Annotated in this window: 32 protein-coding genes; 29 read left to right on the forward strand and 3 right to left on the reverse strand. The window is 59.1% G+C overall.

What is annotated here, in order from left to right:
* Positions 1-223 precede the first annotated feature (223 nt).
* Complete coding sequence (rpsT, locus tag HMPREF2710_RS05715; RefSeq protein ID WP_049360830.1) at positions 224-487, forward strand: 30S ribosomal protein S20; 264 nt, start codon at positions 224-226, stop codon at positions 485-487.
* A gap of 162 nt (positions 488-649) precedes the next feature.
* On the opposite strand, the gene HMPREF2710_RS05720 is transcribed toward rpsT, so the two are convergent.
* From HMPREF2710_RS05720 to HMPREF2710_RS05730, 3 genes are all read right to left on the reverse strand, one after another.
* On the reverse strand, positions 650-1,747 hold the full coding sequence (locus HMPREF2710_RS05720) for a tyrosine-type recombinase/integrase (protein WP_070600008.1): 1,098 nt from the start codon (positions 1,745-1,747) through the stop codon (positions 650-652).
* 152 nt (positions 1,748-1,899) lie between these two features.
* Positions 1,900-2,247 carry an ImmA/IrrE family metallo-endopeptidase gene (locus tag HMPREF2710_RS05725; RefSeq protein ID WP_168163101.1) on the reverse strand — a complete coding sequence of 116 codons (348 nt, stop codon included), beginning with the start codon at positions 2,245-2,247 and terminating at the stop codon, positions 1,900-1,902.
* A gap of 81 nt (positions 2,248-2,328) precedes the next feature.
* The gene (locus HMPREF2710_RS05730; protein ID WP_070600013.1) at positions 2,329-2,727 is read right to left on the reverse strand and encodes a helix-turn-helix domain-containing protein; all 399 of its coding nucleotides are present in this window, start codon (positions 2,725-2,727) and stop codon (positions 2,329-2,331) included.
* Positions 2,728-2,829: 102 nt separating this feature from the next.
* Between HMPREF2710_RS05730 and HMPREF2710_RS05735 the strand changes: the two genes are divergently transcribed.
* From HMPREF2710_RS05735 to HMPREF2710_RS05870, 28 genes are all read left to right on the forward strand, one after another.
* Positions 2,830-3,060 (forward strand): helix-turn-helix transcriptional regulator, encoded by a 231-nt coding sequence (locus tag HMPREF2710_RS05735; protein WP_070600014.1) that lies wholly within the window; start codon positions 2,830-2,832, stop codon positions 3,058-3,060.
* Positions 3,061-3,117: 57 nt separating this feature from the next.
* A complete protein-coding gene (locus HMPREF2710_RS05740) occupies positions 3,118-3,339 on the forward strand; it encodes a helix-turn-helix transcriptional regulator (RefSeq protein WP_070600493.1) in 222 nt (73 codons plus the stop codon).
* Positions 3,340-3,349: 10 nt separating this feature from the next.
* On the forward strand, positions 3,350-3,622 hold the full coding sequence (locus HMPREF2710_RS05745; protein WP_070600017.1) for a hypothetical protein: 273 nt from the start codon (positions 3,350-3,352) through the stop codon (positions 3,620-3,622).
* 26 nt (positions 3,623-3,648) lie between these two features.
* Complete coding sequence (locus HMPREF2710_RS05750; protein ID WP_070600018.1) at positions 3,649-4,200, forward strand: hypothetical protein; 552 nt, start codon at positions 3,649-3,651, stop codon at positions 4,198-4,200.
* A gap of 14 nt (positions 4,201-4,214) precedes the next feature.
* The gene (locus HMPREF2710_RS05755; RefSeq protein WP_070600019.1) at positions 4,215-4,421 is read left to right on the forward strand and encodes a hypothetical protein; all 207 of its coding nucleotides are present in this window, start codon (positions 4,215-4,217) and stop codon (positions 4,419-4,421) included.
* Positions 4,414-4,707, forward strand: a complete 294-nt coding sequence (locus HMPREF2710_RS05760) for a hypothetical protein (protein ID WP_070600021.1) — start codon at positions 4,414-4,416, stop codon at positions 4,705-4,707. The genes HMPREF2710_RS05755 and HMPREF2710_RS05760 overlap by 8 nt, the downstream gene beginning before the upstream one ends.
* A gap of 36 nt (positions 4,708-4,743) precedes the next feature.
* Positions 4,744-5,079, forward strand: a complete 336-nt coding sequence (locus HMPREF2710_RS05765; protein ID WP_070600024.1) for a hypothetical protein — start codon at positions 4,744-4,746, stop codon at positions 5,077-5,079.
* 2 nt (positions 5,080-5,081) lie between these two features.
* Positions 5,082-5,255 (forward strand): hypothetical protein, encoded by a 174-nt coding sequence (locus HMPREF2710_RS09465; protein WP_168163102.1) that lies wholly within the window; start codon positions 5,082-5,084, stop codon positions 5,253-5,255.
* Positions 5,256-5,513: 258 nt separating this feature from the next.
* The gene (locus tag HMPREF2710_RS05770) at positions 5,514-6,008 is read left to right on the forward strand and encodes a hypothetical protein (protein ID WP_070600026.1); all 495 of its coding nucleotides are present in this window, start codon (positions 5,514-5,516) and stop codon (positions 6,006-6,008) included.
* Positions 6,009-6,032: 24 nt separating this feature from the next.
* Complete coding sequence (locus HMPREF2710_RS05775; protein ID WP_070600028.1) at positions 6,033-6,779, forward strand: hypothetical protein; 747 nt, start codon at positions 6,033-6,035, stop codon at positions 6,777-6,779.
* Between the two features lie 43 nt (positions 6,780-6,822).
* Positions 6,823-7,539 carry a hypothetical protein gene (locus tag HMPREF2710_RS09490; protein WP_070600030.1) on the forward strand — a complete coding sequence of 239 codons (717 nt, stop codon included), beginning with the start codon at positions 6,823-6,825 and terminating at the stop codon, positions 7,537-7,539.
* A gap of 115 nt (positions 7,540-7,654) precedes the next feature.
* The gene (locus HMPREF2710_RS05785) at positions 7,655-10,198 is read left to right on the forward strand and encodes a phage/plasmid primase, P4 family (protein WP_070600032.1); all 2,544 of its coding nucleotides are present in this window, start codon (positions 7,655-7,657) and stop codon (positions 10,196-10,198) included.
* 671 nt (positions 10,199-10,869) lie between these two features.
* Positions 10,870-11,265, forward strand: a complete 396-nt coding sequence (locus HMPREF2710_RS09395) for a hypothetical protein (protein ID WP_096740620.1) — start codon at positions 10,870-10,872, stop codon at positions 11,263-11,265.
* Positions 11,266-11,292: 27 nt separating this feature from the next.
* The gene (locus HMPREF2710_RS05795; RefSeq protein WP_070600035.1) at positions 11,293-11,781 is read left to right on the forward strand and encodes a hypothetical protein; all 489 of its coding nucleotides are present in this window, start codon (positions 11,293-11,295) and stop codon (positions 11,779-11,781) included.
* Positions 11,782-11,793: 12 nt separating this feature from the next.
* Entirely contained in the window at positions 11,794-12,357 is a 564-nt protein-coding gene (locus tag HMPREF2710_RS05800; RefSeq protein WP_070600038.1) for a DUF7340 domain-containing protein, read from the forward strand.
* 387 nt (positions 12,358-12,744) lie between these two features.
* A complete protein-coding gene (locus HMPREF2710_RS09265) occupies positions 12,745-13,068 on the forward strand; it encodes an HNH endonuclease (protein ID WP_083303501.1) in 324 nt (107 codons plus the stop codon).
* A gap of 446 nt (positions 13,069-13,514) precedes the next feature.
* Positions 13,515-14,966, forward strand: coding sequence for a hypothetical protein (locus HMPREF2710_RS05810; protein ID WP_070600041.1), 1,452 nt, complete (start codon positions 13,515-13,517; stop codon positions 14,964-14,966).
* Positions 14,963-16,405 (forward strand): phage portal protein, encoded by a 1,443-nt coding sequence (locus HMPREF2710_RS05815; RefSeq protein ID WP_070600043.1) that lies wholly within the window; start codon positions 14,963-14,965, stop codon positions 16,403-16,405. The genes HMPREF2710_RS05810 and HMPREF2710_RS05815 overlap by 4 nt, the downstream gene beginning before the upstream one ends.
* A gap of 4 nt (positions 16,406-16,409) precedes the next feature.
* Positions 16,410-17,486, forward strand: a complete 1,077-nt coding sequence (locus HMPREF2710_RS05820; RefSeq protein ID WP_070600045.1) for a VG15 protein — start codon at positions 16,410-16,412, stop codon at positions 17,484-17,486.
* Positions 17,487-17,503: 17 nt separating this feature from the next.
* Complete coding sequence (locus tag HMPREF2710_RS05825; RefSeq protein ID WP_138187120.1) at positions 17,504-17,785, forward strand: hypothetical protein; 282 nt, start codon at positions 17,504-17,506, stop codon at positions 17,783-17,785.
* Positions 17,786-17,961: 176 nt separating this feature from the next.
* Positions 17,962-18,465 (forward strand): hypothetical protein, encoded by a 504-nt coding sequence (locus HMPREF2710_RS05830; protein WP_070600050.1) that lies wholly within the window; start codon positions 17,962-17,964, stop codon positions 18,463-18,465.
* A 31-nt stretch (positions 18,466-18,496) separates the two neighbouring features.
* Complete coding sequence (locus HMPREF2710_RS05835; RefSeq protein ID WP_305793920.1) at positions 18,497-19,414, forward strand: phage major capsid protein; 918 nt, start codon at positions 18,497-18,499, stop codon at positions 19,412-19,414.
* 10 nt (positions 19,415-19,424) lie between these two features.
* Positions 19,425-19,817 carry a Gp19/Gp15/Gp42 family protein gene (locus tag HMPREF2710_RS05840; RefSeq protein WP_070600053.1) on the forward strand — a complete coding sequence of 131 codons (393 nt, stop codon included), beginning with the start codon at positions 19,425-19,427 and terminating at the stop codon, positions 19,815-19,817.
* A gap of 344 nt (positions 19,818-20,161) precedes the next feature.
* Positions 20,162-20,407 (forward strand): hypothetical protein, encoded by a 246-nt coding sequence (locus HMPREF2710_RS05850; RefSeq protein WP_070600057.1) that lies wholly within the window; start codon positions 20,162-20,164, stop codon positions 20,405-20,407.
* Entirely contained in the window at positions 20,408-20,827 is a 420-nt protein-coding gene (locus HMPREF2710_RS05855) for a hypothetical protein (RefSeq protein ID WP_070600060.1), read from the forward strand.
* Positions 20,828-20,850: 23 nt separating this feature from the next.
* The gene (locus HMPREF2710_RS05860; protein WP_070600062.1) at positions 20,851-21,372 is read left to right on the forward strand and encodes a phage tail tube protein; all 522 of its coding nucleotides are present in this window, start codon (positions 20,851-20,853) and stop codon (positions 21,370-21,372) included.
* A 134-nt stretch (positions 21,373-21,506) separates the two neighbouring features.
* Complete coding sequence (locus HMPREF2710_RS05865; protein ID WP_070600064.1) at positions 21,507-21,842, forward strand: hypothetical protein; 336 nt, start codon at positions 21,507-21,509, stop codon at positions 21,840-21,842.
* 104 nt (positions 21,843-21,946) lie between these two features.
* The gene (locus HMPREF2710_RS05870) at positions 21,947-22,213 is read left to right on the forward strand and encodes a DUF5361 domain-containing protein (RefSeq protein WP_138187122.1); all 267 of its coding nucleotides are present in this window, start codon (positions 21,947-21,949) and stop codon (positions 22,211-22,213) included.

Below are 22,213 nucleotides of genomic sequence, written 5' to 3' on the forward strand. Positions count from 1 at the left end.
TAATCTGCGCCGGATGTGGAGGCTGCGTGTAGTGGTTTTCACAGTATTTTTCTCTCCGCGGGGGTCTGTCGTGGAGGCTGTTCATCTGGTATTATGTGTGGTTGAGTGTCCGATGGTCATCGGGCACTGCTGGCCGGTTGCCATAGGCATCCCCACGCCGCTCAGTCGATGATCGGCCAGCGTCGCCCTCACCGACCAATAAGACAAGAAAGAAAGTTTAATTGTGGCTAACATTAAGTCTCAGAAGAAGCGTATCCTCACCAACGAGAAGGCTCGCCTGCGCAACAACATTGTAAAGTCCGAGCTGAAGACCGCGACCCGCAAGGTCAAGGCTGCTGTTGAGGCACAGAACAAGGAAGCAGCTGTTGAGGCTCTGCGTTTTGTGAACCGTAAGCTGGACAAGGCTGTTTCCAAGGGTGTTCTGCACAAGAAGACCGCTGCAAACAAGAAGTCCGGTCTTGCTACGCTGGTAAACAAGGCTTTCTAATGTGAGAGCGCACACGTAACAGGTGTGCAAACTATATGAACCCCCGTATTTCCTCTAGTTGACTAGGGGAAATACGGGGGTTCTTCTTTTTTGTGCCAGGTTTAATACTGGTTTATTTTTGGGGTTTGCTGGTTTCAAAATGGCGAGTAAATAGCGACCAAATTACGCCCCCGCCAGCCCCTCCAACACGTCAGCAAAGACCGCCTGCCGGTCACGCGCCACATACGCGCTCAAGGTCTGCGCCTCCGAGGCGTGACCAAGCTGCGCAGACGCCTCAGCCAATCCGAGACGCTCATCAAGGAAGGTTGCTGTGGTCTTGCGGAGCACATGCCAGGTCACCCACTCTAGCTCAGAGCCTGCCAGCGCCCGCTGGAGGTAGTTTCTCGCTGAGTTGTAGGCGAGTGGTGCCCCGCCTTGCTCGAACACGTGCACAGCGCCGTCACAGGCTTCTGAGTGCCGTCTGCGGAGCACATCGAGCACAAAGGACGGCACCTGCAGGGTGCGGGGCTCGTGAGTCTTTGTGTCAGCCTGCCAGCCGCCCTTCTGAATGAGCGTGCCGGCGACCGTGACAGTCCCCGCGCCCAGGTCTACGTCCTGCCAGCGTAAGCCCGCGCCCTCACCCCACCGGCACCCAGTACCCAGCAGAACATCCACCAGATCGGGTAGATACCCCGAGTAGGCGCGGGTTGCAGGCAGGGCGGCGACCAGTCTGCGCAATTCGCCGACCTGTTCGAGGGTGAGGGCGCGGACTTCCTTCTTCTTGCCCTTGACGGTGCGGGTTGCCAGGATAGGGTTATGAGGGAGCGCGCCGAGGCGCGTCGCTTCGTCCAGTGCCATCTTTAGCACGAGCCGCTGATTGTAGCGCGCGGTGGGAGCCTTGATAGTGGTGAGGTAGGCGTCTAGTGTGCCGGCGGTCAGCTCCCTCAGCTGCAGGGAACCTAACGCGGTTGAGGCTTGTCCCGCCCACAGGCTGTAATTACGTGTCGTGTTGGTGGCGAGCCCGTCGAGCCCGTCGAGCCAGCGGTCGAGCGCGGTCTTGAGGGTGGTGGAGCCGCTGAGGGCGGCACCTGCGGCGGGGAGTGCTGCCAGTTTTGTTTTGAGTTTGTGTTCGGCTGCGGCTTTAGTGGGAGCCTGGGCGGTGATGTTGCGGCGCACGCCGCGGGCGTCCCGGTAGTTGGTCCGAGCACGCCACACCTTCGGGCGGATGCGGGCGAGGTTGATGACGCCGTGGGTGCCGATGGGGAGCGGGTCGCGAACCAATGGTGTGTCCTTTCTGGTTGCATGGGCGCGTTTTCGCACCTATACTCGTGCCCGCACCAGATGGTGTGGAACCACGTTTTTCTTCCTTACGTAACCACGCGGAGAGCGGCAATCTTGCCTCAGAGTAACGACTCTGGGACAAGGTTGCCGCTCTATTTTTGTGCCCTCAACCAGGCCTCAAGGATGCGGTCGGTGACTTCGAGCTCTGCGGCGGCGGCAGAGAGCGAATCAGGTGCGATTGCCAGGGCTGTTGCGACTGCGTCGGGTGTGAGGAGCCATTCTGCGGCGATCTGGTCGGCGCGCCGTTCGCGCTTGAGTGCGGCGATAGTGTCGAGGGGAGAGTGAGTGTCGCCCTGGGTGGCGTGGGCGAGCTCATGAGCAAGGACGCAGCGTCGTTGCCGGTACAGGAGCCCTGGCGCGGTGATGATGGTGCGGGTCTGCTCGTCCCAGAGGGCGAGGGTCCCGGCGGGTGGTTGGGCGTCGATGATGCGGATGCCCAAGCTCGCGGCGTGGGCATCTGGACTATATGGGGTTGGGTGAGTCATGAGAAGTTGGTGAATAGGGGAGTGGTTGGCAGGGGGTTAGGCGCTGGCGGGGTCTTCGGTGATGATTTCGTCTGCAGGGTGTGCCGCCAAAGCATATCCTGCCTGCTTTGCGGCTTCGGCACGCGCCAAAATCTGCGCAGCCAGCTGAGCATCAGTAAGGGGAGCACCCACTTGTTCTCGCATTGCGTTGTCTGCCGCTGAGACAATAACCGTCATGTCCACATTGAGTGCGGCGCAGATGGTCTTGAGGTCACGAACGGGAAGCGAGCCTTCTGACCGATATACGGATCGGCTGAGCTTACTCTTGGAGATGCCAGTTTTGGCGGCGAGAGTCAGCAGGTCTTCACCTCGCCGAACCATCCATACCTTGATTTCACGGTTCACCAAGTCGTTGAAGAGCTCTGCTTGGGATTGCAGTTCTTTGATGTCTGTCATGGGAACAGTCTACAAGATTTCTAAAAAAAATTCCTGTTTCAGGTTGCACATTCCAAAAAATAGGAATATGATAGTTGCATATCAACGAAAGGAGGCACTGAGATGCAGAAGGAAACCTTCAGCGAGAACATGCGAATGGCATTAGCAATGAAGGCTAAGACGCAGCACAGTCTAGCCACAGCATCGGGGCTTCACCCCAGTCGCATTAGCGCTATCGCTACAGGTAAGGCCGACCCTCGCATTACCGAAGCATGGAAGATTGCGGAAGCCCTGCAGATACCTATCACATGGCTTTTTGAAGACCACTCCGCAAGCATGGGCACCACCGTCTAATTTTTTTTATCCACCATTCCTAAAAATAGGAGCTATTCCTAGAAAGGGATGCACGAAATGCTAACCATCCCTCACGAGGGGCTGACCATCTGGTCCCCCGATGAACTGGCCGAAGCGCTCGGAGTTTCCGCCACCACCCTCGCCGATTGGCGAACGGCACGCACCGGCCCCGAGTTCATCCGAACCACCACGGGACAGCGCGGAGGGCGCGTCTACTACACCTCAACCGCAGTAACCGCCTGGCTGAGCAAGCTACCTGTCACTCACACCAACAACTAAGGAGCCAGTAATGAACCCGCATGAAGAGCCTCTCTTCTCACCCGAAGAGAACAACACGCTCCAAGAAATCGGAGAAAGAACCCTCCGCGTGATCCGGCAGATCGCCGCGGGGATGCACCTAGGCAACGTCGAAGTGGCTATCACCTACGACTCCAGCATCGACGTCAAAGAATTCACCATCCGAGGGCTCCTTTTGCCTCTCTCACCAGAGGAGGAGGAAGAGGAGCGAAAGAAGAGGGAGGAAAGGGTTCGTAAGTTACTCGACCAATTGAAGCAGGTATAACCGCACCACCCAGGAAGGACTACACAATGACCGCCAAGACCAAGCGCGACCGCGCAGCAGGCCGCCAGCACCGCCACACCGCAATCCAAACCATCGTCAACAACCACCAAGGCATCATCGACGACATCGCCAGCATCGACAACAACATCGCCGCCCTGCAAGAGAGGACATGCGACCTCGGCAACAGGGTCGACAGCTGGTACACCAAGCTCAACCAAGCCAACAAAGACGCCCTGGCAAATGTCGCCTACACCATGCGGTGCGTCGTCGAGAACGAACGTAAGGCAGCCGAAGTTGAAGCCGCCGTCGGCATCCTCCAGGAGTCCAGCAAGGAACACCAGACAGGCATCGCCATCCTCAACCACACCAGCAAGGAACACCAGGAAGCCATCGCCCAGCTCATCGCCTACACCAACAAAGTGCACGGCAAGCAGACCGCACTCAACCAGGAAATCAACCTCCTGCAGGCAGAAATGGACGACACCAACCGCCGTCTCTTCCAGCTCGCCTGGATCACTGTCGGCCTCTGGGCAATCGCCGCCCTCACCATCTTCGCCTACCTCATCACCACCCACTAAGGAACCCCCCGACCATGGACACCGCAACCCTTCGTGCCGCACGCGCCCTCGTCTGGGCATGCGTCGCCGCGTCCATCCTCATCACAGGTATCGGCACCGCACAGGAAGACATTGCCCTGCGCGCCATCATCTTCACCGCCGCACTCATCCCCGCAGCCGCCGCAATCCTCATCGGCTCATTCATCCACGACCACACCACAGGAGACACCAACAATGGCTAACCCCGACCTGCCTCACAAGACCGCATACGAAGCCTGCAACCCCAACCACAACCTCATCTCCGAGGTGCAAGTCGCCGAGGACGAAGGCATCAAGATTCAGACGCTCCGCCAGTACTCGCACGCCTCCATCAAGGCCGCCGTGGGTACCCGCCTCGACCCGGTCTGCAAGGATGAGGCAGGTATCCGCTGGTACGTCAGCGAAGACGTCGCGGCGTGGAAGGTCAAGCGTGCCGAGACCAAGGCGCGCTGCCGAAACCACATGCAACTGCCATACCGCCGCCGCTAACCCCGCCCTCAGCAAATCAGGAAAAGAAACACCACCATGGGACACATCGCAGATAGCCTCCCGCACCCCAACGACTGGGAGGGAGAGAAGCCCCTCTACTCGGCAGCCGAAGCCGCCGTATTCCTCGGCGTCAAACCGCTCACCATCACCAACCGCGTCTACCGGCGCACACTCACCCCAGTTGCGTGGAGCAAAGACACCGGGTACTGCTTCACCCGCGCCACTCTCGACCACGCGCTCTATCGCGCCGAGAAAGCCCTCCGTCAAAAGCGCGAGTACCGGCACATCATCCCCAGCAAAGAGCAACTCACCCCGCCCCGCTTGAAGCGCTCCAGCATCGACTGGAACAACCCCTACGAAGGAAGGAAATAACCATGCCCACCATCTTCTCCGGCGTTGAAAACCGCATCGCCCAAGCCGCCCGCATCACCACCACCGTCAACGCCCTCAACGAAGCCAACGAGGCACTCGACGCCAAAGTGAACGCGGCACTCTCCCTGTCCGTGCTCGCCGCAACTGTCAGCCTCATCGCACTCAAGAGGCGGTAAAACATCATGGCTGTCAAGAAACTCTGCGGGGCATGCGGGCAGGATGCACTAGAACGCAACCCCAACTGCGCAGCCTGCGGCAACAGGCACGCACGCTGGTGCAGGGCAGGAGACCCCCGAGGCATCCCCACACCCCGCAAAAACGTCTGCGCCGCCTGCGGGCAACCCGCCCACCAAACCAACCCCGACTGCAAAACCTGCATCAAACGCGAACAACGCAGAGCTAAAGCAGAAGGCCGCGAACCCTGGATTCCCTTCATGACCACGAAGGCGATGGCGGCACCCCCAGTACCCGTCACCACGCTCACCAAAGCGCGTGACGTCCACAACCACGAGGTTCTCACCGGCTGGCTCACCGCCCGCCGCAACCGCCTCAACCCCACCCGAAAGAAGGAGAAAGAAATGACCACCCACACCACCCTCACCGGCGCAACCATCACCGACGAACAGCTGCAGGCACTCGCCCTCGAACTCGTCAACATCCAGGCAGACATCGCCCACCTCAAGGAAGAAGCCGCCAAGATCGAGGCGACCCTCAAGGCCCTGCCGAACGGCAAGTACACCTGCGGCGACGCGACCCTCACCGTCTCCCACCCCCGCCGATTCAACGAGAAGAAATTCGTCGAAACCTACCCGGTCGAGTCGTTCCCGCAGTTCTACCAGACCGTGCGCAAGGTCGATTTGAAGACCCTCGCCCCGGCGCTGAAAGACCAGTTCGCCGAGGACTCCACCGCACGCCTCACCATCCGCTAACCACCCATAGGAAGGAAACGCACGTTGGTCACCCCCACCATCGCCAAACCCCCCACCGGGGCAGGGCAAGCAGAAGCCTACACCGCCGACATCACCGTCGCAGGCATCATGGGCATCATCACCGACTCCATCACCGCCCACCCCCGCAGCCTCCAGAAACGCATCGGCCCCTCCGAGATCGGCATGGACTGCACCCGCAGGCTCATCCACAAACTCGCAGGAGACACCGAACCCGACCGCGGCATCGCCTGGAAACCCACCGTCGGCACCGCCTGCCACACCCAAATGGAGGAATGGTTCGGCGCCCACAAGGACGAAGGGTACCTCGTCGAGAACCGCGTCACCGTCGGCCAGATTGGCGGTACCGCGATCACTGGCTCAACCGACCTGTTCAGCGTCAACGACAAGACCGTCGTTGACTGGAAGTTCGTCGGTCCCGCCATGCTCAAAAAATACAAGCTGCACGGTCCAAGCCAGCAGTACAGGGTGCAGGCTCACCTGTACGGTACCGGCTGGGTCAACGCCGGCTACGAAGTTCAACAGGTCATGATCGCGTTCTTGCCCCGTGACGGTGAACTCGGCGACGCCTACTTCTGGTGGGAACCCTACCAGCCCGAGATTGCAGAAGCTGCGCTCGCTAAGGCAAACCAGCTGGTCAGCCTCATTAACGCAATCGGTAAGGACGCGACGCTGGCGATGTACCCGCTCTGCAATGAGAGGTTCTGCCCCTGGTGCCCTGCTGATAGGGCGAAGCAGAACGCCACCATCTAACCCCCAAATTTTTTATCAACCCCCTTTTGAAAGGAAAACCATAATGTCCGCTTTCGATTTCTTCGCACCCCGCGCCAGCCATTCCTGGAAGTTCACCAACCCCGGCGACACCCACACCGGCACCATCACCGAGGTCAGCGATGCACGCCAGGCCACCGAGTACGGTTCCAATGAGCTCGCCTACTGGGACAAGGAACGCACCCGCCCGAAGATGCAGGTCGCAGTCACCCTCGACACGACCGAGCGTGACCCGCAGGACGCCAATGACACTGGCAAGCGCACCCTCTGGGTTGTTGAGGACGGCCGCTCCGGCTCCATCCTCTCCGCCATCCGTCAGGCAGTGCACCAGGCAGGCGCAGGCGCCATCGACATTGGTGGCCAGCTGACCGTGACCTTCAGTGGTTTCGACCCGAACAGCAAGAACCCGGCGAACCCCCGCAAGATCTACACGGCGGCATACCAGGCTCCGGCACCGGCTGGTGGCATGTTCACCAACCAGGCACCCGCACAGCCCGTCGCACAGCCCGCAGCGGCACCTGCCCCGGCGGCACCGGCACCGGCTCCTGCTGCGCCTGCACAGCCTGTAGCGGCACCTGCAGCCCCGGCACCGGTCCCCGCCGTACCCGACGCAGTACGCCAGGCAGTCACCGCCCTCATCGCCACCGGCCAGGCTGATGAGCAGATCGCCGCAACCCTCGCCGGCACCGGCCTGCCAGTCACCGCAGAAACCGTCGCCACCATCCGCGCCACCGCCGCATAGCGCCGCACATCTACCTTCACCGGTAACCCCATCAGTGCCCCGCGCGGACTTCCACACACCAAACCGCGCGGGGCACACCCACCCCAACCAAACCAACCAACCTGAAGGACACACTATGGGAACCCCCGTCACCCTCGAAACCGCCCTCCACCTACGCAACCACCGCCTCTCTATCATCCCCACCCGCCCCGACGGCACCAAAGCACCCGCCCTACCCTGGAAGGCATACCAGACCGCCCCCGCACCGCTGGCCGAAATCAACGAATGGTACCGGGACGGCAACCGGCGTAACCTCGGCATCGCCATCGTCACCGGCGCCGCCTCCGACCGTCTTGAAATGACCGAAATCGAAGGGCGCGCCGCAGCCGACCTCCCCAAGATCGCCGCCGCCATGACCAGACACGGCCACGCCCAGCTCTGGGAACGCCTCAACAGCGGCTGGCTCGAACTCTCACCCTCCGGCGGCTTCCACTGGATCTACCGCCTCGAAGCGGGCGCCAAGGTACCCGGCAACACCAAACTCGCACGCAACGCCGCCGGTGAAGTCCTCGCCGAAACCCGCGGCGAAGGCGGATACTTCATCGCGTCTCCGACCCCCGGCAGCCACCACAAGAGCGGCAACCCCTGGCAGGTACTCGCAGGCGGATGCGAAACCGTCCCCACCATCACCGAAACTGAGCGCGCCGCGTTCCACAAGGCAATCACCGACACCCTCGACGAAACCCCAGAACGCCCCGTAACGCTCTTTAGCACCCCCAAGCCCACCACCACCCGCCCCGCTGCTGAAAGCCCGGCTGAGGGCGGTGTGAAGCCCGGAGACGACTACGAAGCAAAGACCGACTGGGCAGACATCCTCACCCCCCACGGCTGGACACTCCACTCCACACTGTCTAGCGGTGAGCGGTTCTGGACCCGACCCGGCAAACACCCCCGCGACGGGCACTCCGCATCCACCGGCCACGCCGACGACCGCGACCGCCTCTACGTCTTCTCGTCCTCCGTCCCCGACTTCCCTGTTGAAGAACCCATCACCAAATTCCGCGCCTACTCACTGCTCAACCACGCAGGCGACGACACCGCCGCCGCCCGCGCCCTCGCAGCCGCAGGTTTTGGTGAGAAAGCACCCATCACCGTGAAACTCGCAGACATCCTCCCCGCCCGCCACCCGGCACCACCCACACCGCCACCCGCCCCCGCAGGAGAACCGGCAGAGGTGCCGGCGGTGAGGGAGCAGGCACCCGAAACAGCAACCACCGCCGCAGAGGAACCCACCACCGCCAGTAGTGACGGCGCAACCGCCATTACCGACTGGACCGAACTCGGCCTCATCCGCGCCTTCACCCACCTCTTCAACAACCACATCCGCTACAACATCGACCGCGGCCGCTTCTTCCACTGGACCGGCACCCGCTGGGAAGAACAGCCTGATACGGGCGGCGACACCAAGCTCGCACTGCTCAACTTCGCAGCCGCCCTCAACCCACCCGTCACCGACGAAGGCAAACCCGACAAAGAAGCACACGCACTCATCCGCTACGCCCGCTCCCACCGCGGCTCCACCGCCCTACTCGGACTCCTCAAAGTCCAGCCGACTATCGCAGTACCCGCCTCAGCCTTCGACACCCACCTCGACGAACTCAACACCCCCGCCGGAATCATCAACCTCAGAACAGGAGAACTCATGCCACACACACCAGAGCGCATGCACACCAAACAAACCGCCGTGGCACCCGCAGGCACCAGCTCCACCTGGGAGCGGTTCCTCGCCACCACCTTCAACCACGACACCGCCCTCACCGGCTACATGCAGAGGCTCGCCGGCTACAGTGCGACCGGCCTGCAGCGTGAGCACGTCTTCGCCTTCGCCTACGGCACCGGCGGCAACGGCAAATCCGTCTACTACGACGCCATCACCGGCGCACTCGGCGACTACGCCGCAACCTTGCCCGCTGGGTTCCTGATGAAGAAGCCCTTCCAAGAACACGCCACCGAATTGGCGCGCCTCAACGGCAAGCGCTTCGTCGTCGGCTCCGAAACCAACGCAACCGACACCCTCGACGAAGCCAAGCTCAAGATGCTCACCGGCGGCGACCGCATCACCGCCCGCTTCATAAACAAGGACTTCTTCGAATTCACCCCCACCCACCACCTGCACCTGATGGGCAACCACCAGCCCGCAGTCGAAGACGGCGGCGAGTCCGTGTGGAGGCGCATGAACCTCGTCCCGTTCGTCCACACTGTCCCCGCCGAAGAGCGTGATGAGCTCCTGCCGGAGAAGCTGCGGCAGGATGCGGCGGCAGTGCTCGCATGGATCATCCAAGGCGCAGTCGCATACTTCCGTGACGGGCTACAGCCGCCCGAAGCAGTCCGCGCCGCCACCGAAGCCTACAAGAGTAGCCAGGACACGGTCGGTCAGTTCCTCGCCGCCCGCTGCGACCTCTACCCCGGCAACCGGCACTACACCGTGGCGGTCACCGACCTACGCCAGGCCTACCACATCTGGTGTGCGGAGGAAGGGCTGGAGCCGGTCAAGGGTAGGGCGCTCGCCTCGCAGTTGAAGGTGCACGGGGTGCTGGTCGGCCGAGACGCACCGCGCGCAACAAACAGCGGCGGGCGCGTGTTCGGCGGCCTGCAGCTCAAAGATTCTGACATTTGGTAGTGACACAAAGTGACACAAAGTGACACAACTTTTAACCCTTGTGTCACTGAGGTTTTCCCAAGTCAGACCATAAATCAGTGACACAAGTGACACAACTTTTGCAAGTAGATGACAAACACATACGCGCGCACACACGCCCGTTACAGCCATGCATATAGAACCTTGTGTCACTTGTGTCACTGAAAACCTGCCGACAAGGCAAAACACCCAGTGACACAACTTTTCCATGCACCCCGAAAGACCCACCATGCCCCGAAAACCTGCCAAAAAACAGCCCGACCTCCTCGACCAACTCCCAACACCACCACCAGGCACCCCCGAATGGATCCGACACGAACAAAACACCCAGCCCAACCCCCGCCAAGCACGCCAAGCACACATCAACACCTGCACCCGCTGCGGAGCACTCATCCTCACCGGACTCACCGGACCCACCACCGCAATGCCAACCCAAGCAGACCCCACAACCACCACCAACCAAACAACCATCCGCGCCACCCTCGCCCAAGGACGCCGCGCCTACCAACTCGAAACCACCGACACCGCACTACACCTCAACGAACTGCACGCACCACCAGCCCCCGGTATCACCGCAGTACCACACCACATCTGCCACTACACAGCCCCCGGCTACACCCCAATACTCAACCAACACCGAAAGGACACCACCCATGACCAGCCACCCTTCTGATGTCGAACCTGCCGTCCCCTTCGACCACAAAACCGACCGCTATGAAGGCATCATCAACGGCGAACTGCTCGCTGCTAAATGGTTCAACAGCCCAGGCGGCTTTATTGCAATCATCAAGGAAACAAGCCCCATTACCGGCGTCACTGAAATCTGCCACGTCAACATACCTTGCCAGAACGTAAGAGAAGGCGTCCCGCATGAAAGCGATGCACTCCAAATCCGCATCCAAGAACACACGCCAGAGAACAAAATCCTCACCTCCCGTCACGTCGCCCGCTACCGAGCAAACGGGTATGGCAACTACATAGAAATGACGCACTGGCTCGTAATCCTCGTCCCAGAAAGTCGCGTCCACGAACTCTCCATCATCAGCTAACCCACTAACGCCGAAAGGACACCACCAATGACGCTCCACCCTTCTGAAACCCCGCCCGCAACCATCACCCTCAAAAAGACCCCCCACAGCAAACCAATCCTCCGCTGGATCCCCCTCGACGGAAAAACCCTCCTCTCCATCAACCGCTCCAACGGCACCCACTGGCGCACCTACCGCAAGAACGCAGACGAGTGGAAACACGCAGCCAACCACGACATCCACCAATGGAAGAACGAGCACCCCAGCCACCAAATCCCCACCCTCACCCACGCACAAATCGACATCTGGATCTACAAAGCACGCCGAGGCCGCTACGACCCCGCCAACCTCTACCCAACCGCCAAAGCCATCATCGACACCTACGTCCAAGCGGGGCTCCTCCCAGACGACAACCACGAACACCTCGACGGACCCCACCTACACCACGGAGGCTTCGACAAAGAAGCCCCCGGCCTGCTCATCGTCATCACACCCCTACACCACCAGCCCGAACCACCAACCCACCCACAACACTAAGGAAACACCACCATGCTCTCCCTGGACTCGCTGCTTCACGAATTCACCAACTACCACACCGCCACCCACACCTGGCACGGAACCACCCTCTACATCCGAGCCCTACCACTGCTGCAGCAACTCGAACACGCCATCACCGAACGTCCCAACAGTGGACCCGGCGGCGGCGGATTCAAATCCACCAGCCCCTGCAACGACCACGCCCTCCTCATCAAAGCCGCCATCGAACACCAAATCAGGTACGACCTGCCCGCCACCTACCAGATCTACAAGCACGCCACCCTCGCCGACAAACTCATCAACTGGGCGCGCCACGTCGATACCGACTACGCCACCACCAAACTCACCGGCTGGCGAGAAGCCATCAAAGCACTCGACGAAACCGCCATCCCAATCCGAGTCCCCTGCCCCAACTGCGGCGCCGAATGGGTCGTCACCGAAACCAGCGAAGGAGGACAACGAGTGGGTGAAGCAATCCACTTCCACCTACGCGCCGAAACCGCCATCTGCACCGCCTGCAAAACCACCTGGCACGGCATCGACACCATCCGCACCGCACTCATTGCAACCGTCTGAAAACTTGTGTACACTGTGGCCCAGCTTCATGGTGCCCAAAAACAATTAGCGGGCACATGAAAGCGGCGGATCACAGACGACACTCAATGGTTAGCAACGTGTAGTTACTTCAGTCGGAGCCCCTGCCCACCACGGACAGGGGCTCCACCTGTACCAGAAAACAAAAGAATGCCCCCCCGTCACAATCACCACCATATAGGGGGGCATCATATAGGGGGGGTGCCCATCAGCAACCACCCCCTACCCACCATCACCGGAAACAGGCGCGGGGAGTGACAACTGCGGCTAAACACCGCGACCACACACACCGCAACCAACCTGCAACACTCCGCAAAGCAACCACCACCAACCCACAAACAAACAGTGGAACAAGGAGGGAGTGAAACAATGGCGACCAGCCGCACCGGCACCGCCCGCTGGAAGAACCTCCGAAAACAAGAACTCGCCGCAGCCTTTGAACGCGGCGACATGCTCTGCCCTATTTGTGGCGTCGCCTACGACTGGCACCGAAGTAAACAGCCGAATTCGCCCGAACTCGACCATGTAACAGCCCACGCCGAAGGCGGCAAGGACGTAGCAGAAAACACGCGAGTCATCTGCCGACGATGCAACCAGCGACTCGGCGGAAAGCTTGGAGGAAAACGCTCTCAAGCTCTCAAAACAATACGAATCGCAGAACCGCTTAGACCAAGAACAACGCTGATCTTTTAGCCCTCTCCGAACAGCCCAGCTCAGGGCATCAGCCGCCATAAAGGGGGGACCTAATGCCAAGGGTGAACAGTCTAAACAAACAGTGGCAGGGGAGGTACCCCTCCCCGGGGAGATGAAGTCGCGCCCTACGGCGATAGCGATATTTTTGCGCTGAATTTCCACATAGTGAGAGGGGGTGACCGTGAGTAAAAGCGGGAAGCCTAAGCAGCTGCCTCCTGTAGAGCACGGGGCAGAAGGTGAATTGGTCTCTGCCATTGATGCTGGAGTTGGTCGCCTCGCAGAGCTACGAATTTTGAGGCGTATCGTTGCAAGTCATCTGGAACACCCCAACACGCTAGCGCGTGACCTTGCTGCGCTCGCACGCCGTTACCAGGACTTGACGAAAGAGATTGAAGAGCTGGAGACCCTAGAAGAGACCCTTGGTGTCGAAGCTAGGGAGGCAGGGTATGTCGAAGACGTCGCTTTCGACCCGCAAGCTCTCTGACCTTGCGCGACACCTAGTTATCCCAGCGGGCATTGAAACAACAGCCTGGCCTCATCTGGCGCAGGCTCTTCGTCGTATGCGCTACCCTCTGGACACCTGGCAGATGTCGCTGGGGAAGCTCCTGGTGGCAAAGCGTGCAGATGGTATCTATGCGTGTGGCGTTGGTGGTGCGGTGTTTTCCCTGCCGCGTCAGGTGGGTAAGACCCACACCATTGCTGGTCTCATCTTCGGGCTGTGCGTGGCGTTTCCCGGGACATTTGTCCTGTGGTCTGCTCACCGTGCTCGTACCCATAATGAGACGTTCCGTTCCATGCAGGGAATTGCGAATAAGCCGGACATTATGCCGTTCATCGGGCATGTGCACCGTGCAGCAGGCTCTGAAGGTATTGAGTTCGCCAATGGTTCCCGAATCCTCTTCGGTGCGAGAGAGAACGGGTTCGGTCGTGGCTTTGCAAAGGTTGACGTGCTGGTCTTCGATGAGGCGCAGATTCTTTCTGAGAAAGCCATGGATGATATGGTTCCGGCGACCAACGCGGCCCCAAACGGTCTGGTGATTATGCTGGGCACTCCGCCGCGTCCCAACGACCCGGGCGAAGTCTTCCGGCAGCGCAGAGAGGATGCGCTCAAGGGGGATAAAGACACCCTGTACGTAGAGTTCTCTGCAGACCCCGATGGGCGCCTGGATGATAAGCGGCAGTGGGCAAAAGCTAACCCGTCCTACCCGGAGCGCACTAGCGCTACAGCCTTTGGGCGACTGCGTAAAATGCTCGGCTCTGATGAGTCCTTCCGTCGTGAAGCTCTTGGAGTCTGGGATGAGTTGGCAGGCGTGACTAGCGCGTTCACCCCGGACGCGTGGAACGCGTTGGAAGGTACTGCACCAGAAACCGGTCGTGATGTGTACGGTGTGCGTTTCTCGCCGGATGGGTTGGAGGTCGCACTCGCTGTGGCACGCCGCCCCGAAGAGGGGCCTGTGTTCATCGAGGGTATCCGTTCCGAGCCGCTCTCTGCAGGCACCGGCTGGCTCGTCGATTTCCTTGCGTCTAAGCAGGAGCGCGCAGCCCAAATCGTTGTTGACGGCAAATCAGGCGTGGGCTATCTGATTCAGGCGCTCCACGATGCCGGGGTGAAGAACAAGAAGCTTATCTGGCAGCCCTCCCTAGACCAGGTCATTGCGGCACATGCTATGTTCGATCAGGCTGTTATCAGTCACGATGTTGCCCATAGTGCTCAGCCAGAAATGACAGTCCAGGTACTTGCCGCCTCCAGGCGAAAGATTGGCAGCCGCGGTGGCTTCGGTTGGCAAGCACCAGAAGGCGGTAGTGTCACGATGTTCGAGGCGGCAACCCTAGCCTACTGGGGAGCGAAAGTCACACGGCGTAACCCCATCAAGAGAAAGCAGGTGATTAGCGTATGACCGCGTATATTCCTAGCGTGCAGGCAATCCCTGCTGAGCTCCTCACCGAGACTGAGCGTCGCCAGGTACAGGCGATGATTGACCAGCTCGGCTCCAAGCGAGCCATGAACGCCCAGCGGCAGGCATACTACGACCAGAAGATGACGCTCCGAGACCTCGGAATTAGTCTTCCGCGGCAGTTCCTGAATATCGGGTCCGTCCTCGGCTGGCCGGGTAAGGTCGTTGACGTACTGGCAGACCGTATCCGTTTTGAACGGTTCGTATCCACCTCAGAAGAGGATGACCCGCACGGGTTGAATGCTCTTGTAGCCGACAACGGTTTCCAGGAGGCGTTCTCTCAGGCTGTCAGTAGCGCGCTCATCCATTCCTGTGCCTTTATTACGGTGACTGAAGGAGACCCTAGCAAGGGTGAACCCGAAGTGCTCTGGCTCCCTCGCTCCGCGCATTGGGCAACTGGAATCTGGAACCCCCGCACGCGCTCGCTCTCAGCTGGTCTGACTGTTTCAGAAATCCGCAAGGACGGCACCACCTCGTTCATCCCGACCGAGTTTGTCGCGTACTTTGCAGATAAGACCGTGCAGGTAGTCTTCGATGACACCACAGGGCGCTCCGCGGTTGAGGTCATTCCCAACAAGACCGGCCGCCCTCTGCTGGTGCCCATTATTGTGGGAGCTGACCTGCGCAATCCTTTTGGGCGCTCACGTATCTCTAAGGCTGTTATGTCGTTGACCGATTCGGCAATCCGCACGATTGTTCGCTCGGAAATCGGCGCGGAATTCTATGCCTCCCCGCAGAGGTACATGCTTGGTGCCGATGAAGAGGCTCTGACCGGCTCGAAATGGTCCGCGTTGACCTCTCGACTGCTGACTATCAGCAGGGACGAAGAAGGCGAAGTCCCGACCGTGGGGCAGTTCCCGCAGATTAGCATGCAGCCGCATACTGACCAGTTGCGTCAGTGGGCGTCTTTGCTGGCTGCGGAGTCTCAGATTCCGCTCGATGAGTTGGGTTTCCCCTCGGATAATCCGTCGAGTGACTCAGCGATCCAGTCGCAACGTGATCCTTTGCGTTTGGCGGCTGAACGCGCGATTCGTGGGTTCAAACAGTCTCTACGGCAAGTAGCGTTGCTGTCTGTTGCTTTGCGTGAGGGCTCTACTGAGGGCGTGTCGCTGGTAGAGCCGTGGTTTGCCCCGACGGTGCATGTGTCGGATTCGGCCGCTGCAGATGCTGTGCTGAAGCAGGTGCAGGTTATGCCCTGGCTGGCTGAGTCTCAGGTCATCTTGGAGAAACTTGGGTATGACGACGCGAGCATCCAACGTCTGTGGGCGGATAAACGTCGTGCGCAGGCTTCTCAGACCATCGCGCAGCTGGTGTCTTCTCGTCAATCTAAGCCCGAAGAGGCGGCTGGCCCAGGTGAGGTAGAAGAGCTTGTAAAGGAGTGATTCTATGGTGGCGCGTACTGATGTATCTGTACTTGCGGATACGCTCAATGAGATTGTGAACGGTGCGCGCCGCGACCTGGCAGAGATTGCCCAAGCCCTTATCGATACCCCGGATGAGATGAAGCGTGAGGTCATGCTGGAGAGCATGTACGGGCTGGTCTCTGACTATGGAGATGCTGCTGCGGTGGAGTCACTGGGTTGGTATCTTGCGGTGCGTGCTGAGGCTGTGGGGCTTGATGACGGATTCCAGCCGGCTCTTCCTGACCAGATGCCCGAGGATGTGGTGAACGCTTCGACCCGGTGGGCATTGGGAGAGCTAATGAGAGGTGAGGACCTGGATAAGGCTCTTAAGTCTTTGAACGGGGTTCTTGACCGCCTGGTGAAAAAGCTGGGGCGTGAGAGTATTGTTCACGCTGCTGATTCTGACCCGAAGAAGCCCCGCTGGGCGCGTGTTCCGCACGGGCAAACCTGCGCATGGTGCTTGATGCTGGCATCTCGCGGGTGGGTGTATCTGGATGCCCAGTCGGCGGGTGCTGCTCGACAGTGGCATGCTGATTGTGACTGCCAGATTGTGCCTGCGTGGGGGAAGAAGACTCCGAAGATTGCCGGGTATGACCCCGATGCATTGCACGCCCAGTATGAGGCTGCTCGTGATGCTGTGGTTGCTCGTAAGCAGGGTAAGCATGGGTATTCGCCCTCGTTGGCAGAGGTGGCTTCGTCATGGCGGGAGATGTATAACCGTGGGCGTGGTGAGAGCGTTCAGATGCCTAAGGTGCTGCGGGACTATTCGTCAGGGTGGCCTGAGTATTTGGAGTTGTTGAGGCCTGGGCAGTGGCAACATATTTTGGCCCGTCATGGTGAAGGTGGGAACGCTCCTACTACATTTGGCACGTTAGATCCTGGGGATATAGCTATTCTTCTGTTAGGTGTAGTTCAAACTCCTAGGTCTGAATGGGAACCTGGGAAATTTCCCGAGACGTATGTAATCACGAAAGAAATACCCAGAATAGGAAAAATCTTAGTTGCTGTAAGTAAAGAAGATGATAAACTGAAGGTCGAATCGATTTATCCGTTTAGGTAGTCTGGGCGTGAATGTATATGCTAGATTGGGAAGAAGCTAAGGTCCTTTCTGGGTACATGGTTTCTCTTCCTATTGTGCGCAAAGATAAGTGGGCTACTCACTTTGATGCCGTGGGGGAGTGGGAAATGTCTTTGTCGTGCTCCGCTGCTGATTGTGTAGAAGCTGGGTTGTCGATGCCGAAAGATGTTTTAGAGAAGGCAAACTTAGGGATTATCCCGGAAGACATTTTATCTTCCATTCAGAAACTGGCTACTGAAGACTTCGACTACGAGGAACATATAGACTTTCTCGACCGCTAGATTTTAGGTGTGGCAAGGCCCTGTGCACGGTGTGCGTGCACGGGGCTTTTGTGTACCCATTTTTGAGTTTTCCACTGTACGGGCGGTGGTGAAATGCCCGGTGATGATCCATTGACAAAACCCCGTACACGGTTCTCGTGTGCGGGGTTTTGGTGTACCCCTTTTTGGAGGTTTGTATGAGTGAAGAAAATAGCGCACCTGCTGAGGTTACAGAGCCTAAGAGCGCTACTCAGGAGGGTGTAGAGGCACCTGCAGAGCCTGGTAACGGTTTTGAGCCTATTACCAGCCAGGCGCAGCTGAATAAGGTGCTCAATGCTCGTTTGGCGCGTGAGCGTGCGAAGTACTCCGATTATGCGGAGCTCAAGGAGCGTGTTGCCGGTTGGGACAAGCTTGTTGAGCGTGCAGAGACCGCGGAGGCTCGGCTGAGTGCTGTGGAGCATGAGAACCAGGTGCGTGCGTGGCGAGCTTCGGCCGCCTCTGAGTATGGTGTCCCCGCCGACGCCCTGCGTGGAGACACCGAAGAGGAGCTGACTGCACACGCTAAGCAGCTTTCGGAACTTATCCAGACCCCCGCAGCAGAACCGGCTCGTGTTGTTGTGACCGGTGCTGCTGAACCCCAGAACATGGCACTGAACAGCGACGGAATCGCAGAAGCATTCCGTAAGGCTCTGGGTTTGTAAGAACTATAGACACAAAAAATGTGAAAGGAGGGTGACCATGGCCGTCACTAAGGCAGTCACCACCACCGATTTCTCCGGCTTCCTCAAGCCCGAGATGGCAGAAGCCTACTTCGAAGACATCAAGCGCGTCTCTGCTGTCCAGCAGATGGTGCGACAGGTACCCCTTGGTGCCTCCGGTATCGAGGTGCCCGTTGTCACCTCCAAGGCAACCGCGAAGTGGGTTGCTGAAGGCGCAAAGAAGGAATCTACCAACGCAGGTCTGGGTCTGAAGACCATGAAGCCCATGAAGATCGCGGCAATCGTCCCGGTCTCCGCAGAGGTTGTCCGCTCTAACCCCGGCAACTTCATGTCCCTGGTCCGTGACCAGGTCGCCGAAGCAATTGCAGAGGCCTTCGATGCCGCAGTACTGCACGGCACCAACAGCCCCTTCGGTGCAAACCAGGCACTGACCAACACTGGCAAGACCGTTGCTTTGGGCACCGCAGCAGATAACAAGGGCGGCATGTTTGCCGACCTGAACTCTGGTTTGGACCTGCTGGTCAAGGACGACAAGGAACTGACCGGCTTCCTGTTCGACCCCTACGCAGAGCCCAAGCTCAACACCAGCGTAGACACCACCGGCCGCCCCCTGTTCATCTCCGCACCGACCCAGGACACCGCCTCCCCGGTACGCTCCGGTAGCGTGCTCTCCCGTCCTGCTCTCTTCGCAAAGGGTGTGCGTAACGGTGTCGGCGTAGGCAACGTCGTCGGCTTCGGCGGTGACTTCTCCAAGGCAATCTGGGGCACCGTAGGCGGCATCTCCTACGACGTCTCCACTGAAGCAACCGTCACCATCAACGGTCAGCTGACCTCCCTCTGGGAGAACAACCTGGTTGCCCTGCGTGTCGAGGCAGAATACGGCTGGCTGCTGCATGACAAGGATGCATTCGTTAAGTACACCATCAAGTAAGGAGACGTAGATGGCTAGCATGGACAACGGCTACCCGCTCGTGCTTGCGGAAGACCTACGCGCTCGCTGGCCTGATATGCCTCTTGGCTCGGATGCAACCGCCCAGGTGCTTCTGGAGGATGCTGGGGCACTTATCCGTGCCTCGGCTCCCCACTGGGCGGAGCTGGACGAATATGTGCTGCGAATGGTTGCCTGCGCCATGGTCAAGCGTGGCATGGCAGCATCAGCCTACCCAGATGGTGCCTCCAGTATTTCCCAGACTGCAGGACCGTACAACCAGCAGGTGAGTTTCAGCAACCCTAACGGAGCTCTCTTCCTGACTAAAGCAGAGAAGAAGCTTTTGAAGGTGGGCTCTCAAAAAGCATTCGTCTATGACCTGCTCGATGAGCAGGTGGTGCACTAGTGTATTGGCTCACCACCTCGCATACAGTACGCCATATGCCTCTGGAGGAGTACACGGAGGACAGTTGGGGTGCTCAGCCCCAAGCCTGGGGCGACCCAATCGAAGTCGCCGTGTACGGCTGGGCACCAGTAGGCGCCGACCAGCTCATGCGCGATTTGGACACCGGCATCCGCCGTGGCTACGACCTATACGCCCCCGAACCCTTCGCCTCACCAGGTGACAGGATACTACTCCCCGGAGCGGGGATGTTCGAAGTCGTAGGGCACCCGGAAGACTACTCGACCGGTCCGTTCGGGTTCAAGAACGCAGTGCGTATCAACCTCCTCCGAGTAGAAGGCTAAACAATGGCAGAAAAAACCAAAGTGAAGCTGCACCTACCGGGGTTCTACGCACTACGTATTTCGCCCGAAATGCAGGCATTGCTTGACGAGCACGCCGCAGCAATCCAAGCCCGCGCCGGAGCGAACTACAAGCACAGCGTGCATGTAGGAGCCAAAACCGCCGTGGCCCGCGTCTACCCCGCAGGCGCAGCCGGAATCAGAGAAGAGCGCAAACATGCCTCTCTCTCCAAGGCTGTAGGAGGCTGGTAAATGGCAGAAGTCATCCTCTACGAGGACATCTTCAAAACGCTCCGGCACATCATCAACCAGATCACCGGGCTGGACGTACACGTCGGGCGACTGCCCACCGTACGCCCAGCCCGGTTCGTGCACCTCACACCTTCTGGAGGCGAAGACAACAGCCCCGTCCACGGGCAACGAGCCTTCGTCCTGGATGTATGGGGCTCTAAGCCTGCAGGGGATAGAGAAGCATATGAGATGTCCGAACTTATCAGAGCAAACCTCAAAGCGCTCGCCGGCGTGCATGATGGATTCACGATCTATCGGACACGGCCGGTGGGTGCAATTGTGTGGATGCCTGATGATGAATCGAACCAGCCCAGGTATCGGCAGAACTGGGCAATCTCGTATAGGGGCACCGTTGTGGAGTCCGCGATCAAAACCAATTAATCCAATGAATGGAGGGAACCATTATGGCTCTTACCGCTTCTAATGTGCGCGTGGGCGTCACCGGTGCAATCTATAAGGCACCGTTGAAGACCGCAGCACCGGCAAACGCCACCGCAGCAATTGATGCCCGGTTCAAGGACCTAGGCTATGTCTCTGAAGACGGCGTAACTCAGACTATCGACTCTGATAAGTCCGAGATTAAGGCGTGGCAGAACGGCGACATCGTTCGTACGATTCAGACCTCTCATAATGTGAGCTTCCAGTTCACTCTGATTGAGACCAGCGAAGAGGTGCTCAAGCTCTACTACGCCGACCCGACTGCTACCGCAACCGCGGTGAAGGTCACCGGTGCACAGTCCGAGCATAGCTCCTACGTGCTGGATGTACTGGACGGTGACAAGACTATCCGAATCGTCATTCCGGACGGTCAGGTCACCGAACGTGGTGAAATCACCTACAAGACTGATGAGGCCATCGGCTACCAGGTGACCGTTACCGCGTCCCCGGACGCCACCGGTGCGAAGGCTTACCTGTACCTGAAGTAAGCAACCAAGCTTGTACTCTGCCTGCCTTATAGCGCAGGCTTTGTGTGTTTCTCCGGCGCTAACAACCGGCGGGCAGAGTACAGAACCTTACCCAAAAGAAGCACACCCCCCCTGAGACCTTGAAGGAGAAACACATGAGCAAGAACGACCTGGTCGTTGATGAAAACGGTATCGCACGACCCCAGGACCACAAGCGTAAGGGCAAGAAGGACCTGCGCCGTGTCAAGCTGCGCGGTATCACCTGGGAAATCGATGTGGACGCCATGGACGATGCAGACCTGATGGAAGACCTCGTGGAGTCCGAGAACGGCAACCCTAAGGCAATGTTCACCGTTATCGATGCCATCGTGACTAACGGTGGTGTGAAGGCTGTCAAGGACGCTCTGCGCGATAAGAACGGCAAGGTGAAGTTCTCCGCATACTCTAAGTTCTTTATGGAACTGATGGAGCGTCTGAACCCTTCTTCCTAATGCTCCTGTCCCTGCGCAGGGGCTATAGGGAGCAAATAGATGTTGACTGTGTCCGCTACTACGGGGCGCCCTTTCTGCAAACCCTGCACCGCTACGGAGTGCTTATGACCGCGTCACTGATCCGGTACCTCCCGGAAGATTCTGCGACCATGCGTAGCATCAACCAGCGTTGGAGTATCAGCGACCACCTGCTGGCAGCAATCTATGACCAGCTATCAGTGGCCAACTGGCAACGCTCAGCAGACGGGCAGAAGAACCGCAGGCGCCCCAAACCGATACCCAGACCGGGTGTCGAAGACGCAGATAAGAAGAAATTCGGTACAACCGTGGTCAGTCTGGAAGAGGCAAAGCACCGTTTCAGACGCGACTAA

The organism is Rothia sp. HMSC069D01, from assembly GCF_001810135.1.
Classification (GTDB): Bacteria; Actinomycetota; Actinomycetes; order Actinomycetales; family Micrococcaceae; genus Rothia.